Source organism: Mesorhizobium sp. WSM3866 (assembly GCF_002294795.1).
Taxonomy (GTDB): Bacteria; Pseudomonadota; Alphaproteobacteria; order Rhizobiales; family Rhizobiaceae; genus Mesorhizobium.
Window position 1 is genome coordinate 46865 of the sequence record NZ_NSGC01000014.1, and the last position, 16127, is coordinate 62991.

The window sequence follows — 16127 nt, forward strand, 5'->3', positions numbered from 1 at the left end:
ACCTTGACGAAATCCCGGAAGGGACAGATAGTCTCGATTCAGTCCGTTATGAGACTGTGTATAATCGGACTGATTTTGCAAATCAAGTCCGATTTGACACTCATCGAGGAGCCCCGATGGATACGAAAAAATGGACAGCACCCACAGACCAGCCTCACAGGGCACAGCCCACCCCCCTCGACTTCTTCTTCAAACTCGCGGAAATCTGGGACTTGAGCACCGATCAGCAGATCAAGCTGCTGGGATCGCCGGCCCGCTCGACATACTTCCGTTGGCGTAAAGATGGCGGCGACGTTTCTGTGGATACGCTGGAGCGGATCTCACACTTGGGCTCTATCTATAAGGCCCTTACTATCCTGCTCGACTCACCTGATGCTGCCGTGAAGTGGATTCGCCGACCAAATCGATATTTCGAGGGAACGTCCGCCCTGGACATCATGCTGAACGGGAATTTGAGCGACATTATTAGGGTACGACAATATGTCGATGCCCAACGCGGAGGGTAAGTTTGGAACATCCGCAGATCGCAGTCGACGGGCACTATCGCCGACTGATCCCTTCAAAATATCCTACGATCGACATCTACGAGAAATTCGGCTCTCGGGAGATGCAGGCGCTTGCCGCCGAGCTCGAGACGATCACGAACCCGCGTCTTGCCGCCAAGTCTCGGATTACCGGTGGGAACATATCTGCGGATTCCAGTTCGCCGAAACTTCAGAACTGGAATCACGCACCCTTCTCGTATCCCATGCCGGAAGGGACGCACTTCCTGCCTCCCCCGTATTCAGTCATGGAGCTGGCATCCGACGAGCGCGGCGCTCTCGCCAGAGCGATCATCAGACGTGAGGAGTTTCTTTCTCGCACTGACGAGCCGGCCTGCGGCGTTGACATGCGGATGATAACCAACAAAGTCATGGGAAGCTTCGTCGACCTGCGGGGAGTGACGCCAGACACTTCTCAGGCCGCCAGATGGAAAATCGGCCAGCGCCTGTATGAGGATGGTGTCGATGGCGTCATCTTCAACATGGCCGAATTGCCCGGCAGCGCATTCATCAGTATTTTCAACGATGACGTTCTTTTGGAGAAGGGCGTGCAAGGCGCCCATTACCGGTTCCGTTGGGACGGCCAGCGGATTGGTCGCCTCTATGATTTCGGTGCCGATCGAGACATAGAGCGTAGCGAAATCATCCCGCAGCCGATGGCGGCCGCGTAGATGTTGATGCGGGAGACGCTGGTTGTCGATGGCCCGTTAGCATTTCGTAGTCAGCGTGCCACGGCGGCGCGCGAGCGCAGGCTTGTTCGTGATATCCTGACACTTCCGTTCCTTGCAGCCCGCCTCGCCGGCGGGTTCATAACTCCTGCGGGCACGGATGTTCTCTATCCAGCCATTCAGGCGGCATTGGCGGCTGGCGGCTTTCGCGACATCAGTCGCGTTGCGAGCCTGCCAGGTATGCCGCGAGCGCTCCTTCAGTCTCTCGACGCAGCATGGCGGGCCGATATTGACCTATCGTCTCTTCCTCAAGAGGTCGGCCGCTTCGCCGATCTGCATCTGGTCGAGAAGCGCATACGCGGCCGTCTCCCTCCATCTCGACTGCTACCCCGCGACCTGCGCGACGAAGCGCTCGCGCGTGTTTCCCTGGCGAACGTCCTGCTTGGACCGGTAACACTCGCTGGGATCGTCGACGTCGACCCCATATGGCGTCCCTTGCTGAATGCGATTGCGCGTTTCACCGACGTGGCGTGGGATATGCCGGGCAAAGTCGAAAACGGATGGTTCGACGGCAAGGTGCGCAGCCGAGTACCGTCCAGCCCATCGCGCTCGACCGCGGAGGTGAGCGCCGACCCCAAATCCGAAGTTGTAGAAGCATTGCGATGGGTGCGTGAGCTTCTGGCATCGGGCGAGGTGAAGGCCGAGGAAATTGCCATCGCTGCAACGGCGACGCCAGATTGGGATGAGCATTTCCTTGCCTACGCACGCGATGCTGCTCTCCCGCTCCATTTCTCGCACGGCGTTCCCGCGCTCAGCACGCCGGACGGGCAAGCGTGTGCGGCGTTAGCCGACATCCTGATCAGCGGCCTTAGTCAGGAGCGCGTGTGGAGGCTTTTCAGGCGCCTGCCGGCTCGGCCCTTCGTGAGCTCTCTTCCGGACGATTGGTTCACGGCGATACCGCGCCGCGCTGGTCTCAAGACCCTCGACCAATGGCGTGAAGCTCTGGCGGCGGCCCGGCCGCAGCGCCAGACGAACGACCTCACTGAACGCATTCTTCTCCCGCTTCTTGAACTTCTCGCGCGCGGGCCTGATTCGGGCCGGGAAGCCGGCCTCCTGCTGCTCTCAGGTGCGAGTTTAGCTATGTGGAACGAGGCGTTGAGAAGCACACCGCCCCACGCTGTCGCGCTTTCTTTGCAGGCTTTGCGGGTGAGCGACGGTCGCGAGCCGGCCAACAGCGTCGTGTGGTGCCCTGCGTCCCATCTGGCGGCGTGCCCGCGACCGTTCACCCGTTTGCTCGGCCTGACCAGCCGATCATGGCCACGCTTCGAGAACGACGATCCCCTTATGCCGGACCATCTTCTCGACCGGCGCAGGCTTCATCCGGTCACGATGGCCGAACGTGATCGGCAACACTTCGAAGTCATTCGGGCTGGAACGCGCGAGGCTTTAGTCCTGTCGCGGCCGGAGCGGAGTGCGAAAGGCAGCCTCCTGTCACCAAGCTCACTATGGCCCGCGGACGAGATACTTCATAAGCGAGATCGCATTCCCGGGCATGCATTCAGCGAGGCGGACCGCCTCTTGGCCCGGCCGCGGGACGCAGCGCAAGTCGAGCACGTCCGACAGAGCCAGCTCTGCTGGCGAGATTGGCAATGGAACTCTGGGTTGACACCCCATGACGGCTTGGTCGCACCAGATCATCCGGCAATCGTGACCGCTCTGTCTCGAACGCAATCGACAACATCGCTCCAGCGTCTGCTGCGGGATCCCCTCGGCTTCGTGTGGCGCTACGCGCTTGACTGGCGTTCGATCCGCCTGGAGCCCGAACCGCTCCAGCTCGACCCGATCGCCTTTGGCGAGCTCGTACACGAGCTGATTAGCGGTGCAATCTCCAGCCTTGAGCCGAAACCCGGGTTTGCGCGTGCAACTCTAGAGGAAATCGAGGCCGCCATCGCGGCCGCATCGGCGACAATCTTGACGTCGTGGCCCTTGCAACGCTCGGTCCCGCCACCCGTTCTCTGGCGTCATACGGTGAAAGAGGCGGCTCGACGGACATCCAGGGGACTTGCTTCGGATGATCCCACCAGGGCCGACACACGTAGCTGGAGTGAAATACCGTTCGGCCAGGAACAGCCTGTGGCGGTCCAACTGCCATGGGATGCGACGGTCAAGATCCCAATTGCGGAGGCAGGTCTAGTCTATGGTGGCCGAATGGATCGGCTCGATATCCGGGCGTCTGGCGACGGCGCTCAGATCACCGACTACAAGAGCGCCAAACCGCCTCCGAAGACCCAGCGCATCGCCCTCGGCCAGGGACGCGAGCTGCAGCGGGTCCTATACGCGATGGCGGTCCGAACACTTCTTCCTGAAATTAGGACGATCGTCGCCAGGCTGATCTATCTCGCTGACGATCCTGCCAAATTCGAATTGAGAGGTGACGAGCTCGATAGCGCCATCGCTGAAGCGACGAGCTATCTCGTCGCGGCGGTCGGGATTGTTCGCAGCGGACAGATCGCGCCTCGGTGGGAGCAGGACGTTCACTATGACGACATGCGCCTGGCGCTGCCGGCGGACCGGGAGAGCTACCTTCGCCGCAAAAGCTCCGAATTCCGCGCGGCCAACCAGAAGCTCGGCAAGCTCTGGAATTCCACCACATGACGCTGGTCGATCAGGAGAACCGTCGGCGGGCGATGACCGATTTCAGCTCTATCCTCCTGGTCGAGGCCGCCGCTGGAACCGGCAAGACCTCGCTTATGGCGGGGCGTGTCGCGATGATGCTCGCCAGCGGTCATCTGCCTGGGGATATAGCGGCGATCACCTTCACAGAACTCGCTGCAAGCCAGCTCAATCGTCGCATCAGGGAAACAGTCGACGCGCTCTTGGCGGATGCGATACCCGCATTCCTCGAACCGGTGCTGCCGGATCGACTGACATCCGCCCAGCGCGCAGCACTCGCGGCCGCAGCCCCTCGGCTTGACGAACTTACGGCAACGACCATCCACGGCTTCTGTCAAGCCATCATTCATAGCCATGGCGTTCAGGCCGGACTGGACCCAGGTGCGCGCATCGTTGATGCGACCGTCGCGGACTGGCTCTTCCTTGGCGAACTTTCCGCTTGGTTCTCGCGGCGCCTCGGCGAGCATGCGGTCGACGAGGACCCTATTGTCGTCCTCGCCGAGCAAATCCCGCTTCAGGTTTTAGATCTGATCCGAGAGCTCGCCCTGCTCCGCAGGAAACACCCCGACGCGACGCCGATCGCGCCACCGGCGGACCGGCGTCCAGACATCGTATTCCTCCAGGCCGTCGATGACTTCGACAAGTGGCAGGCGAGTATTGGTGATCACCGTTGGCCGCGAGAAATCGCTCTGGAACTGCAGCGACTGGCTGCTCGATACAAGAACGCATTTGAGCGGCCACCGGATTTCGCAACGCTTTGGAAGCTCTGCGACGCAGGTCACTCACGGCTATTCACCAGCAAAGGCCTTCAACTCAAGGCCTATGGCGAAGCCGCCGAGGTCCTCGGTGCCTATCGCGAAGAGACGGCCAGCGATCTTACTCTTCAACGCTACCAAGTCGTCAGTGACGCCTGGAACGAGCTGATCGGTCACATCGCGAGCAGATTGGTTTGTGAACTGTCATCGTCACTGGATCTGCTTCTCGATAACTATGAGCGACAGAAGCGGGCTGCTGCGGTGCTCGATTTCGATGACCTGCTCCTCCATGTGCGTACATTGGTCCGTGACCACGAAGCGGTGCGCCGCGCCATTGGGCAGCGCTACAGGTATATCCTGGTCGACGAATTTCAGGACACCGACCGCATCCAGAACGAGATTTTGTTCTCAATTGCTGCAAACGAAGATCGTCTGAAGCGTTGGGAAGACAGTCGATTGCGGCCGGGATCGCTGTTTCTCGTCGGCGACCCGAAGCAGGCCATCTATCGTTTCCGCGGCGCCGATATCGAGGCCTATGAACTCTCTCGTCGGCTGATCAGCGCACAAGATGACGGTGCCGTCATCGACGTCACAGCGAACTTCAGATCTCAGAGCGCCATCATCAAGCATGTGAACACGTGCTTCGAGGGGATCTTTGGCATGGGCTCGCAGCCCAGATATGTCGCTTTGGCTCCGACGATACCGGATGGTGCTTATCCCGTGCCTTGCGTGACGAGATTCACGATTCATGTGGAGACCGAGGGGCGCGTCTACGCGGACATGTTCCGGGAGGCGGAGGCGGAGCGGGTTGCCGACATCTGCGAGCGCCTGATCGGCAATGTTATGATTCCACGTGCGGATGGCTCCCTCTCTCCGCTTCGCGCTGGGGATATTGCGCTTCTTTCTCCGGGTCATACCGAGCTCTGGCGCTACGAGCGTGCACTGGAGAAGCGTGACCTCTCCGTCTCTTCTCAGGCAGGCCAAAGCCTTATGCGGCGTCAGGAAACGCAAGACATCCTTGCACTGCTCCGTGTATTGGCGGACTCATCCGACACCCTCGCTTTCGGTGCGCTCATGCGCGGACCACTGGTCGGGCTGGCCGAACAAGAGCTTCTCGATATCACCGCTGCCCTTCCTCCCATCGAAGGTCGGCCCAGCTTCTTCAATGCGAGAACCGATGCGACCCTCGTGCGGCATCCGCTCGCAAGATCGATCCTGGAGCAGCTGCAGCACCTAAGACGCCGAGTGTCGATCTCGACGCCGAGTTTGATTCTTGCGGAGGCTATCGAACGTCTGAACGCCCGGGTGATCGTGGCCGCCCGGCACCGGAACCGGAACGCGCGTGCGATCGCGAACCTCGATGCATTGATCGAGCGTGCGCGAAGCTATGGAGTTTCAGGGTTGGGCGCGTTTGTGCGCGATCTCCAGGCCGATTGGCAGCGTAAGGCAAGGGCACCCGAAGGACGCATCGACGCAGCCGAGCATGCAATCGAGGTTGTCACGATACACAGCGCGAAGGGGTTGGAGTGGCCCATCGTGATCCCCATCAATTCGACGACAGAGCTCTATCGGCCAGACCGGTTTGTTCACCGGCAGTCGGACGACAGCTTGCACTGGATGCTTGGAGGCGTGTCTCCACTGGACCTGGCAGCGGCGCGCGCCGAAGAAAGTCAGGAAGACGCCAATCAGCGCGAGAGAATTTGGTACGTCGCATGTACTCGGGCGCGCGACCTGCTGATCCTTCCGCACATCCCGCAGGCTTCGAAAGGCTCGTGGTTCAGTTCGATCGATCTGCGGCAGGTGGATCTCCCGGAACTGAACGTTTCGGACTTCGTGGCCGCCGACGTCCGCCCAGAAAGCACCAGCGGCAATGAGCAGACGGCAGATGTCTTCGCCTTGGAACAGCGCAAGGTCAAAGAGAGCGCTCCGTCGATCGTCTGGCGTCGCCCGAGCGACCATGATCAGGATCGCCCAGATGATCCGCTCAATACTGTCATCGTCACCGACGCACCGGGTCAAACTGTAGAGGTCGCGGGTGCGGGCGCATTGCGTGGAATTGTCCTGCATAAGCTCATGGAGGAGTTCCTCACTGGCGAGCTTCCGACTGAAGGTGAGGCAGTAGTTGCCCGAGCGCGCGCTTTGCTAGGCCAACTCGTAACGGAGACCGACGAAGAACCGCGACCTGACCCATCAGAAATGGCGGGTTGTGCCTTGCGGGCGATCGCTTTGCCGGAGGTCGCAGCGCTTCGTCCCTGGCTGGTGCCCGAAGTGGCGATTTGGGCGTCAGGCGAGGGTTTCCTCCTCGCAGGCCGCGCTGATGCGCTCGCAATCAGAACTGGAAAGGTCGAGGTGGTGATTGATTGGAAGTCAGACATCAACCCCTCCCCCGCCGTTCGAAGCGCTTATGCCGGTCAGCTGAGAGACTATCTAGCCGCAACGGGTGCTGACCAAGGGATGCTGGTTTTCCTAACTCTCAGCGAAATTGTTCAGGTGGAAAGCGCCAGCCGGAGTCAAGTTGACCGTCCGGGCTGAGAACGAGCGACTGGCAGGAGGCATCTTGCACCGAGGTGATTGCATTGGCGGCGCTCCGAAAGGTGATGTGCTGCTTTGGCAATGGTGTCGCCTAGTCGAAATTCGGGTGATTACGTTCGAACGGCTTCCGTCACTGGCCGTACTGATCGAGCCAGTGGCGTAGATTGAAATAGTCGTTGAGTGCAATCTGATATTGGAGGTCTTCGGCGAACTCACGCGCGGGGCCAGTGAAGTAGGATGTCGTCATCAGCATTGCAGCGGTTGCGCGCTCGCGTTGCGCAACGCCGTACAGTGCCCGAACGACCCCGACGCCAACAGGTCGGTCAGGCGAGTGCCGCTTGCACTCAACGACATAAAGGAACGCGCCAAACTGGTCGCTACGAGCCGCGTACATATCCTTGCCGCCATCTCGCGTCTGGGGCGTCAGGGTGACGGAGTAGCCGGCACGCTCCAGGAGCTCGGCTACTAGTTCCTCGAACCGGCGCGGCGGCATCTCGTATAGAAGCCGCGGATTGCTCGCAACTTGGAGGAGCAGGGCGTCGCTGACCTCACGCACATCGGTGATGATGCGTTGCTCCGATTTGCTGCCTTGCTGCAACGGCCGACCATCTGGACCGAGCAGCCCAGACCTGTTCCAGGGATCGAAGAGCCGCGTGAATTCACCAACCTCTCTGATCTTCCCAGCTCGCCAATGCTCTCCCAGCAGCCGGGCAAGCAGCGGGTTGCCGCGCGTCGCCTCCCATAACCGTTCCATGCCGGCCGCGTCCAAGGCTCCGTCGAACTGAGACTCAAGCAGTTCCCGAAATGCCGAACCACCAAGCGGAGAAAGTTCGACGATGGGACCGCTGAGCCCTAGTCCCTTGTGGGAGGCGATAACCGTTGAGAAGGACCACGGCCCCGAGGAGAGGCGATCGATCGCTTTGAGCGTATCAGTTGGATCCAACGGATCGGCTGCATCGATCACAAGGACACTGTGCCCGCGCGCCTCGCGAAGGTTTTGGGCGATCACATCGACCGCTGCGCTCAAAGGGAAGGCATCGCTACCCGCGAAGTACTCCACCACTCCCCCGAAAGTCTCCTGCGCATCGAGGGAAACTCGCTTCAGCAGCGTGGTCTTTCCCATGCCGACTGATGCCACGAGTTCCACGATTTGTCCCGGTTGCCGCAGTGCCTCGAGAAGCCTGGCACGCTCCCTCTCACGCCCGATTGTAGGCGGAGGTTCGAGATGGTTCCACTGCTCGACTAGCGCGCGCATCTAGACGTCCGAGTTCAACCGAAGATCCTGACGATCATTCGCTACCCGCAAAGTATGAAGAAACATAAGCTACCAGCGAATCTAGTTGTAGACGGAAGCGCAAATCGCCTGCCTGATCGTCATGGCACCTCGTGGAAGGCATGGTGCCCGCTGCATGAACCGCATCGTAACGTAGTCATAAGATCAAGGAACTATCCAACAAGCCACTCAGAAGGAGTCGATGAAACCCCGTCAAAGCGTTTGCGCTATCCATTGCAGCACACCGAGTGCAGCCAGAAAAGTGCGTTCGTCCCGGCAATAGATCAGCGGCGGGCGCCCATCGAGCTTGCCATCAACAGCTTGCCTGACGATACGCGCGGCGCCATCTCCAAAAAGCTTCTTGGCCTCATCGTCCAGTCTCAATCGCCACTCTGCCGCAACGCGTTCCGTACGTCGCGTCTTCGCAAACCTCATCAGGACCTCTTCAGCTATCCCAAAGTCGGCGGAGCTTCTCTCGGCAAGGATCGAGTGGAAGGATTCCGCCCTGATCGGCAAGCGGCGTGCGAAAGAAATCGGCGCGATCCTGTTCATCCAAGGCCTGTCCACTGAGCCTGATCAGCGATTGCCGGCGACAATCCACCTCGTCCGTTGCACGTTTCGCGAAGGCCTTCGCCTCGTTCTGGGCTCTCAAGGATATCGCCTCCTTGATGGCGCGTTCGGAGCAATTAAAGCTGCTTTATCCGAAAAACACAATAGGGCACGCTGCAGTACGATATCCATTTGAAAGCGCTGGATATTTCCTACCTTTGATGCGACCGTTCCTATCCAAAACTACGCCCTGACTTTCCCCCGTGCTTACGTGGTGCTTACGCGGGATCTTAGGGCCGATGGGAGACTAGGTGTGCCCAGGATCACCAAACGGCTCGTAGACGCCTCCGAAATTCGAAGGGTTCAACGCCCCGGTTCGACAACATCGAGGTGTCGGGCCTGTCGTTCCATCGGGCAAAGGGGCTGGAGGCGGACTACACGATTCTGCTCGATGTCAGCGAAGGCGACTATGGGGTACCGAGCCGGATCGAGGACGATGAGCTGCTCAATCTCGTGATGCCGCGACCCGAAGCGTTCGAATATGCGGAGGAGCGGCGCTTGTTCTATGTGGCCCTGACTCGCGCCAGCCGCGGCGTCTTCCTGCTCGCCAACGTTCGGGAACCATCCCGCTACATCCGTGAGCTCTCCGAGATTGCCGGCAACGACCTCCGCTTTGAGACGATAGACGGCGAGCTTCTGCGTCAATGCCCAGCATGTCGCGCCGGTCACTTGGTCGAGCGAACTGGACCTGCCAATCGCCGTTTCCTGGGCTGCAGCCAGTTCCCCAACTGCGAGCATACGGCACCGCTGAAATAGCAGAGCGCCGCGCCCATCTCATTCGAGTTCACGCTCGAAGGTCTCAAGCAAGGACGTGGCCAACTTGGGTCCCTCGAGATAGAGGCCGATTTCATCGAGCGGATTGTCCTCGAGTCCTGACTGGGACCCCCAATTCAGACTGCTGACGACGACGTGGTCGGAGTCCCAGGCCAGAAACTTCGCATGCAACTGCGGTTCGGGCACACCTGTGAGGTCCACGATGCCGTGGAGCCGTTCTCGATGCTTTGTGACGTGGCTGCGCTTCACCGGTCCGGTTCGGCGCGAATAATAGATGCGCACGTGGCTGAGCCGCCGGCCGGCGACCTCGGCGGGATCGAACAGCGCCGGCACCATGTTCGCGCCCACCTTGTTGGTACAGCAGATGAAGCGCTGTTGCGCATCGTGGGCCGCAGCGCGCAACAAGCGCTCGTGGTCAGCGGCATGCAGGATCGTCAGCGTCGCGGCCGGCGCTTGCGCCTCTTCAGAGGTCGACAGCATGTTTCGCTGGCGCCGCAGCTCGGACGCCATGAACTGCAGTACCTCCACGGATCGGCTGGCACTTGAAAGCCTGGAGACAATCTCGCGGAGCAGATCCAGCCCTTCTGCGGCCGCGTTGGCCTCTCTGAGTTCGGCCGAGACTTCAACGGCCGAGAAGGGAGAGTGAAGCCAATTGCACGATCCCATCAGCACCACCGCACCGTCGTGGCCGTCGTCGGCAACGAGGAACTTTGCATGGCTCTCGACGGGATCCCTCTGCACCAAGAGATATCCTCTGGTTTGCCGCGCCGCAGACAGGCGCAGATAGAGTTCCTGCATGGCTGCGGCATGCTTGGCGCGATCGAGCGAAGTGCCGAAAAAGAGGTGGCATCTCACGCCGCGCTTACACGCATCCTCCAGGGCTCGCACGATGCGTTCCCGACGATCCCGGCCCTGTTCATCGGACTGAGAAGCAACGAACGTGGACAGGACGAATATGTTGGATTTCGCAGCGCCGACGATCTGTTCGAAGCGTTTCAAGTGCTGCTCGGCGCCGACGACGATGTCGCTGGCGCTGAATCGGGTTTCGATGGATACCGGACGCTCCGGCGGCGGTGCGGTGGTCTTGGGTAGAACGCCGGTCTTGATCGTTACTTTGAGGGCCTCGACGAGCTGGTCGCTCGCGCCTTGCGGAAACACGCCAGCTCCGGTCTCATCGAGATCAAGCACGAGGAATTTCGGCTCCAGGAACGAGCTATTGGCCTGCACGCCGCGCAGCCATTCTCCGGGCCTTAGCATGCCGACCATGAACTCGTTGACGCGTTGCATCATCGAATAGTGCGTCTCTGGCGGCTCGCCGTCCGGAAACCGGATGATTGCACCCTTGCCGGGAAGCTTGGTGACGGAGATCGTGTCGACGTCCCTCGTCCTGAAGACTGATAAGCCGACCTTCTCGTAGACCACGCTGATGCCGATCTCGCGATCGGCCGAGCGTTCGGGAAGGGCGCGCCCCGTGCGGATGAAGTCGTGACCAATACTGCTGGTGACGAGGACCGGGTGCGGCGATAGCCGAACTTCCACAAGTCCGAACTGCATAAGGCGGGCCACAGTGGAGCCGACCACCTGTCGGGGAATCTTGAGCGTGTCGGAGACGTCATTGATCGTTCCCGGGCTTCGGTCCAGCGACAGCAGGATCATTTCCTCGACAGGGCTCCAGCCCCAGGTCCGCTGGACAATGCCGGGTGCGCGATAGTGCCAGGCCGGGATATAGATGTTGTTCACCGGGGCAACCTCCCCTGATCATCCACCGGGATGATGGAGGCGCCTTTGCCAACCGACGGAAAGTCGGCCTCGGACAGCCGGGTCAGTTCATCGAGCATGGTTCGCAGAAAGCCCAGCTCATCGTTGACCGCATCGGGATCGATGCCATCAACCGCGTTGCGGACGAACTTCCGGCTGGTGGTGAGGACGAGCTTATGCTTGGCGCGGCTGAGCAGCACGTTCAGGCGCTGGGGGTTTCTCATGAAGCCAACGGCTCTTGAGCCCACGAGGACGTTATTGCGGACGAGGCTGGCGAGGACGAGATCGGCCTCACCGCCCTGAAAGCTGTCGCTCGTATAGACGAACTTGCCGTCGCCTCGCGGGCTGGCGAAGCCGAACAGCGTTCCCGCGGACACATCGATCTCGGGCTTGAGCAGCCGCTCGAGGTGATTAACCTGTGCGAGATATGGCGACAGCACCACCAGCGTGGGGACCCGCTCATCCTCGCTGATGACCGGCCGCAACTTCCGCAACGCAGCCAGCAACGCATTGGCCTCAACCTCGTTGCGGATCGATCGTTTCACCGGTTGCTCGAATGCACGTCTTTTGACCGTGCTCAGCGAGGGCACGTCAAGGATGACGACCGGAGAGGCCGGGAATCCGCCTACGCTCTCCACGACCTGGCCACGTGTCTTGACCCGGCCGGACGAAACCAACTGTCGCTTGTAGAACGTGTTGGAGACGAGCTCGCAGATGGCCCGATGCATTCTGCTCTGTTCGCGCAACGTGGTGGCGATCGAGCTGGGGCGGCCGGTGTCCATCGTTCTTGTCTCTTCCCGCTCGGCAATGGATCGGAACGGCTCTTCGAGGCGAGACGCGACCGCGAGAACGTCCCCGAGCAGGAACTGATCTGCCTTCAACGCCTCGAGCGCCAATTCCACCTCGCTCGGCAAGTCGGAGATCGCGGCGAGCTTCTCCTTGGCATCACGCAGGAGCTCACCGGCCCGACTCGGGTCGTAGAATTTCTGCCGATCCGCCGCATCGAAGGGCGAGAGCTGGTTGTGATCGCCGATGATCACTCGACGGTTCCCCAAGAGCAGCGCACCGATCAGTTCGGCGCCATTGGCCCGCGCCGCCTCCTCGATGAAGACCCAGTCGAACTGCTCGCCGTCGGCAATCATCTCCTCGAGAATGTGCGACGACGTGGTCGCCAGCGTCACGTCCGACGAGCGCAGCATCAGATTATCGGTGTCTCGGAGAGCGCGGTCAGCGATCGATTGCTCGGACATATCTACTGGTTTGAGGGCATGGATGATCTGGTTGAGCTGGTTCGTCATTATCGCGGCGCTGGCCGGATCCGGCTTGGACACGGAACGCAGCAGAGACTGCGAGCTACGCCTCAGCGTGCTCTCTTTCTCGCTCGATCGAGATCGCTCGACGCGAACGACGATGGTTGAGGACGCGGGCAGAAACTTGCGGAGCTCGTCCTCCATGTGAACGAGCGTCTCGTGGTTTTGGGAGGATACGAGGATCCGAGCGTCGGGCGTTTCATGCAGGATACTCTTCACGAGGTGCGAGATCAAAAAGGTCTTGCCCACTCCGGGCGGGCCGACAACGACATTGATCGATCTGCCCTCGACGATGGACTGCCATGCCTCGACCTTGGATTTTTCCATGTCGGCGTCGGCCGGCGGTGGGCCGGGTGCTGCGATGTCGCGCAGCACGTCATCGATTCGCACCTGCGCGGGATCGTCCAAAGCCCTGAGAAGCTCGACATTGGACCTGGCGGCGACGATGTTCTGCAGTCGTCGCCGAATGGCCCGCTCGGTACCGGTGTCTTTGCGGGGGCGCAGGAAAAGCCGCTGCCCGGCCTGCATCGCGAGGTTGGTCCCGAATGCGAACGCGACCTTCCCGTTGATCAGCCCACTGCCCTCATAGCTGAGTTCCGGAACGCGCTCGCGGCCCACGGCCAGACGCGCCGTTTGTGACAGCGTCCAGTTTGCCTTTCCGTCGTCCTGCTTCAGCTCTCGCTTCAGCGCCTCGGCAGCGGGGCGCAGCCCCATTGTTTCGCGCTGCGCATCCCGCGGAGCGTCCTCGGCGGGGGCCAGCCAAACGACGTTGACGTCGGTATTGACTGTCGGGAGTACATGCACCGGATAAAGGCGAAACTGCTCTCGGAGCAGAGTGAAGGCCTCGAGGAGGATAAGAGCAAACCATATTGGAACGTCGTTCGTCCCGTCGGCAGTCTGGATGGGTTCCAGGAGATCACGCCAGACCTTGGCGCCTGGCCCGAGGTTCTGGACCCGCTCTTCCGAGCTCGCTCGATTTCGGGAGAGATGCAATCGATGAACGATGTCGACGGCGCCGTGCATCCATTCGTTTGGCCGACGCTGGTGTGCCGCTACGATCATCCCGACAGAGTCGCTCATGACGCGAACATGATAGACTGCGAGGTCCGTCATGAGACGGACGGTGTCCTGGTCGGCCGGGACAAGGCGGACGCCGGGCGACAACAGATCGTCCGCAACAAACTGCAGGATCGCGGCGCCATCCGCTGCGGGTATCGTGCCCGAAGAGAGGGCCGGCAAATCGCTCTGAACCACGTCCCGAGAGGGATAAAGAACGAGCTCCCCCTCCGAGCTGGAGCCAACCCTGTCGAGCTCGGTCACGACGCTTCTTAGCTCGTCGAGGACAACCGCACCGTCGAACAGTTGAAACTGCGGGGGACTCGCCAGTCGTTCCAGCATTCGACGTTCGACCGAAAGAAGCGCGGGCGGGTTGTCACCATCGAGGCCGAGCAGCGCGCCGGCGACCGCAGCCAGGTCGATCCAGTCTTGCCGGAACGAGATCACAGCGGAGGCGCGAAGCAGATGCCCCGACTCTTTGAGATCGCCGTCCGCAATGTGGACGCAGGCCTCGACCCCACCGAGCCGATAGTCGGCGCTATCGTCTCGCTGTGAGAATATCGAATGCAGGCTGACGCCGCCGTGCACGATACCGGCGTCGTGACACAGTGCGAGCGCTTCTGCCACGCGGACCATATTCCGCCAGAAGACACCACGACTTGCGCTCGTAAGAAAACGCCCCTCCCTCGTCCTCCGGCGCTGTGACGCCCCCGAGATCGGACTTCCGGGGTCCACCATGACGATGGCCAGCTCGTGCTGGTCTTCCGCGGTTTCGAGGACCTCGACCAGGACGTCTCTTGCGCGACGGGAAGAAAGCACACGCCGAATACGCCTCAGTCCACGTCCGACGATCGCCCTCAGATCGTCGTCGAGCGGGGTGCCAGTCTTCTTGAACAAGCGCAGGAGATACGGCTCGCCGTCCGCCACCCCCACAGCAGGGCGCAGGTGAGAGTCCCACCCGCCCGCCAATCGGGCAAACGAGTCTTCCGCAAATCTGAAACGTGTATCTAGTGGCGGATAAGTCTTCTTCTTGACTGCAGCCATATAGTCCGAGCCCATCAATACTTACCGCTTAGCAGATTCGGGGGCGACTTGCCGTGGGAGATGGCAACAAGCTGGGGATCATGCCAACACACGATCGTTCAGTTTAGCGTAGGGCGGGGCTCCTGCATCGCCTCGGGAGCCACAGAGGCGGGCAACGCCGTCCTGCAGGGACTCGACCTGGGGCTCGAACAGGTGAGGCATGATGTCGGTCAGCATCGGCAACTCGGAAATGCGATGTTGCTGAAGGTAGGCGACGGCACTGTCCCGAGCAGCGCCGGAGGCCCAGATGGCGGTTCCACCACTGGCGAAGTGTTTTTCTTCCGCGATGTCCTTGATCCATAGCCAGGGAGCAAGGCGCTCAGTTCCATCGTTCGATATGCGCCACATTGGAAGATAGTCGCGCGAGAAGGCGACTTCCAATCCGTCCGTCAATTGCCAGAGCCCGTAGGGCAACCAGATGCGCGATGGCACGAAGTCCGGAAGCGCAGTGCGCGGAGTGGCGACCTCGAAGTCGGCCCGCATACCAAATCCCGTGTCGAAGAGCAGGTGGGTGGGCCGGCCGGGATAGCGAAGGTAGGCCAGGGCGGCGGAGTCATAGGCTTTGTATTTCACGACGGTTCCAGGCTTGCCGCGGCCCGGCGGCCCGAAAACACGTCGCCGCCAGATGGAGGCGCGCAGGACCATATGCTCATCGATCGACCACGGCGTCGCTCGCAGTAGACGGGCCCTCGAAACGGCATATTGGACATGGCCGTCCGGAAGGCCAAGGGCATCAGCCAGATCGAGGATCGTGAGAAGCGCGGCATCGAGATCTGGACCATCATGAGCAGCGAGCGCGTTTGGGTGACTAGTGATCGAAAGCTCGTGCCAGTCTCGATAGCCGAGTGCCCGCGCAAGCGCCTCGTGCACCGTTGCGAGCTTCAGTCCGGTCGACGCGCGAACGAGATATTTTGCGGCCTGTTTCGGCCGAGTGAGATCGGGAAAATGCATTCGCATGGAACCGCTCCGGCGGTGCTTCAATGGCGTGTCCACTTGGCCCGCGCACCTTGGAGAGAGGTTCATACGGGGTGATCGTTCATTCCTGCCCGCGGGCTTCGCCAATGTGGACGGCATGGCCGGATCAGCCATGCTCC

10 protein-coding genes are annotated in these 16127 nt (G+C 60.9%); 5 read left to right on the forward strand and 5 right to left on the reverse strand.

Annotated elements, in window-relative coordinates; all coding sequences use genetic code 11:
- The first annotated feature begins 116 nt into the window (after positions 1–116).
- From CK222_RS25835 to CK222_RS25850, 4 genes are read left to right on the forward strand one after another with little or no spacing between them, the layout of a single operon-like run.
- Complete coding sequence (locus CK222_RS25835) at positions 117–506, forward strand: antitoxin Xre/MbcA/ParS toxin-binding domain-containing protein (RefSeq protein WP_095776561.1); 390 nt, start codon at positions 117–119, stop codon at positions 504–506.
- 2 nt (positions 507–508) lie between these two features.
- The gene (locus tag CK222_RS25840) at positions 509–1213 is read left to right on the forward strand and encodes an RES family NAD+ phosphorylase (RefSeq protein WP_095776562.1); all 705 of its coding nucleotides are present in this window, start codon (positions 509–511) and stop codon (positions 1211–1213) included.
- The gene (locus CK222_RS25845) at positions 1214–3865 is read left to right on the forward strand and encodes a PD-(D/E)XK nuclease family protein (RefSeq protein WP_095776563.1); all 2652 of its coding nucleotides are present in this window, start codon (positions 1214–1216) and stop codon (positions 3863–3865) included. It begins immediately after the preceding gene.
- On the forward strand, positions 3862–7170 hold the full coding sequence (locus CK222_RS25850) for a UvrD-helicase domain-containing protein (protein WP_095802354.1): 3309 nt from the start codon (positions 3862–3864) through the stop codon (positions 7168–7170). Before CK222_RS25845 ends, CK222_RS25850 begins: the two co-directional genes overlap by 4 nt.
- 130 nt (positions 7171–7300) lie before the next feature.
- Here CK222_RS25850 and CK222_RS25855 read toward each other — a convergent pair whose 3' ends face one another.
- Together CK222_RS25855 and CK222_RS25860 are read right to left on the reverse strand one after the other, a co-directional pair.
- On the reverse strand, positions 7301–8317 hold the full coding sequence (locus CK222_RS25855) for a restriction endonuclease (protein ID WP_170954334.1): 1017 nt from the start codon (positions 8315–8317) through the stop codon (positions 7301–7303).
- Between the two features lie 339 nt (positions 8318–8656).
- The gene (locus CK222_RS25860; RefSeq protein WP_095776566.1) at positions 8657–8995 is read right to left on the reverse strand and encodes a hypothetical protein; all 339 of its coding nucleotides are present in this window, start codon (positions 8993–8995) and stop codon (positions 8657–8659) included.
- 387 nt (positions 8996–9382) lie between these two features.
- On the opposite strand from CK222_RS25860, the gene CK222_RS25865 reads away from it, so the two are divergent.
- On the forward strand, positions 9383–9808 hold the full coding sequence (locus CK222_RS25865) for a topoisomerase DNA-binding C4 zinc finger domain-containing protein (RefSeq protein ID WP_245420472.1): 426 nt from the start codon (positions 9383–9385) through the stop codon (positions 9806–9808).
- An 18-nt stretch (positions 9809–9826) separates the two neighbouring features.
- On the opposite strand, the gene CK222_RS25870 is transcribed toward CK222_RS25865, so the two are convergent.
- The 3 genes from CK222_RS25870 to CK222_RS25880 form a co-directional block, all read right to left on the reverse strand.
- On the reverse strand, positions 9827–11566 hold the full coding sequence (locus CK222_RS25870) for a phospholipase D-like domain-containing protein (protein WP_095776567.1): 1740 nt from the start codon (positions 11564–11566) through the stop codon (positions 9827–9829).
- Positions 11563–14853, reverse strand: a complete 3291-nt coding sequence (locus CK222_RS25875; RefSeq protein ID WP_095776691.1) for an AAA domain-containing protein — start codon at positions 14851–14853, stop codon at positions 11563–11565. The genes CK222_RS25870 and CK222_RS25875 overlap by 4 nt, the downstream gene beginning before the upstream one ends.
- Positions 14854–15072: 219 nt before the next feature.
- On the reverse strand, positions 15073–15990 hold the full coding sequence (locus CK222_RS25880) for a hypothetical protein (protein ID WP_095776568.1): 918 nt from the start codon (positions 15988–15990) through the stop codon (positions 15073–15075).
- Positions 15991–16127 lie beyond the last annotated feature (137 nt).

Bases quoted from the DNA above. Each gene is read 5' to 3' on its own strand.
- CK222_RS25850 (WP_095802354.1), top strand. From the start codon at position 3,862: ATGACGCTGGTCGATCAGGAGAACCGTCGGCGGGCGATGACCGATTTC.
- CK222_RS25880 (WP_095776568.1), bottom strand. From the start codon at position 15,990: ATGCGAATGCATTTTCCCGATCTCACTCGGCCGAAACAGGCCGCAAAA.
- CK222_RS25835 (WP_095776561.1), top strand. From the start codon at position 117: ATGGATACGAAAAAATGGACAGCACCCACAGACCAGCCTCACAGGGCA.
- CK222_RS25845 (WP_095776563.1), top strand. From the start codon at position 1,214: ATGTTGATGCGGGAGACGCTGGTTGTCGATGGCCCGTTAGCATTTCGT.
- CK222_RS25860 (WP_095776566.1), bottom strand. From the start codon at position 8,995: ATGAACAGGATCGCGCCGATTTCTTTCGCACGCCGCTTGCCGATCAGG.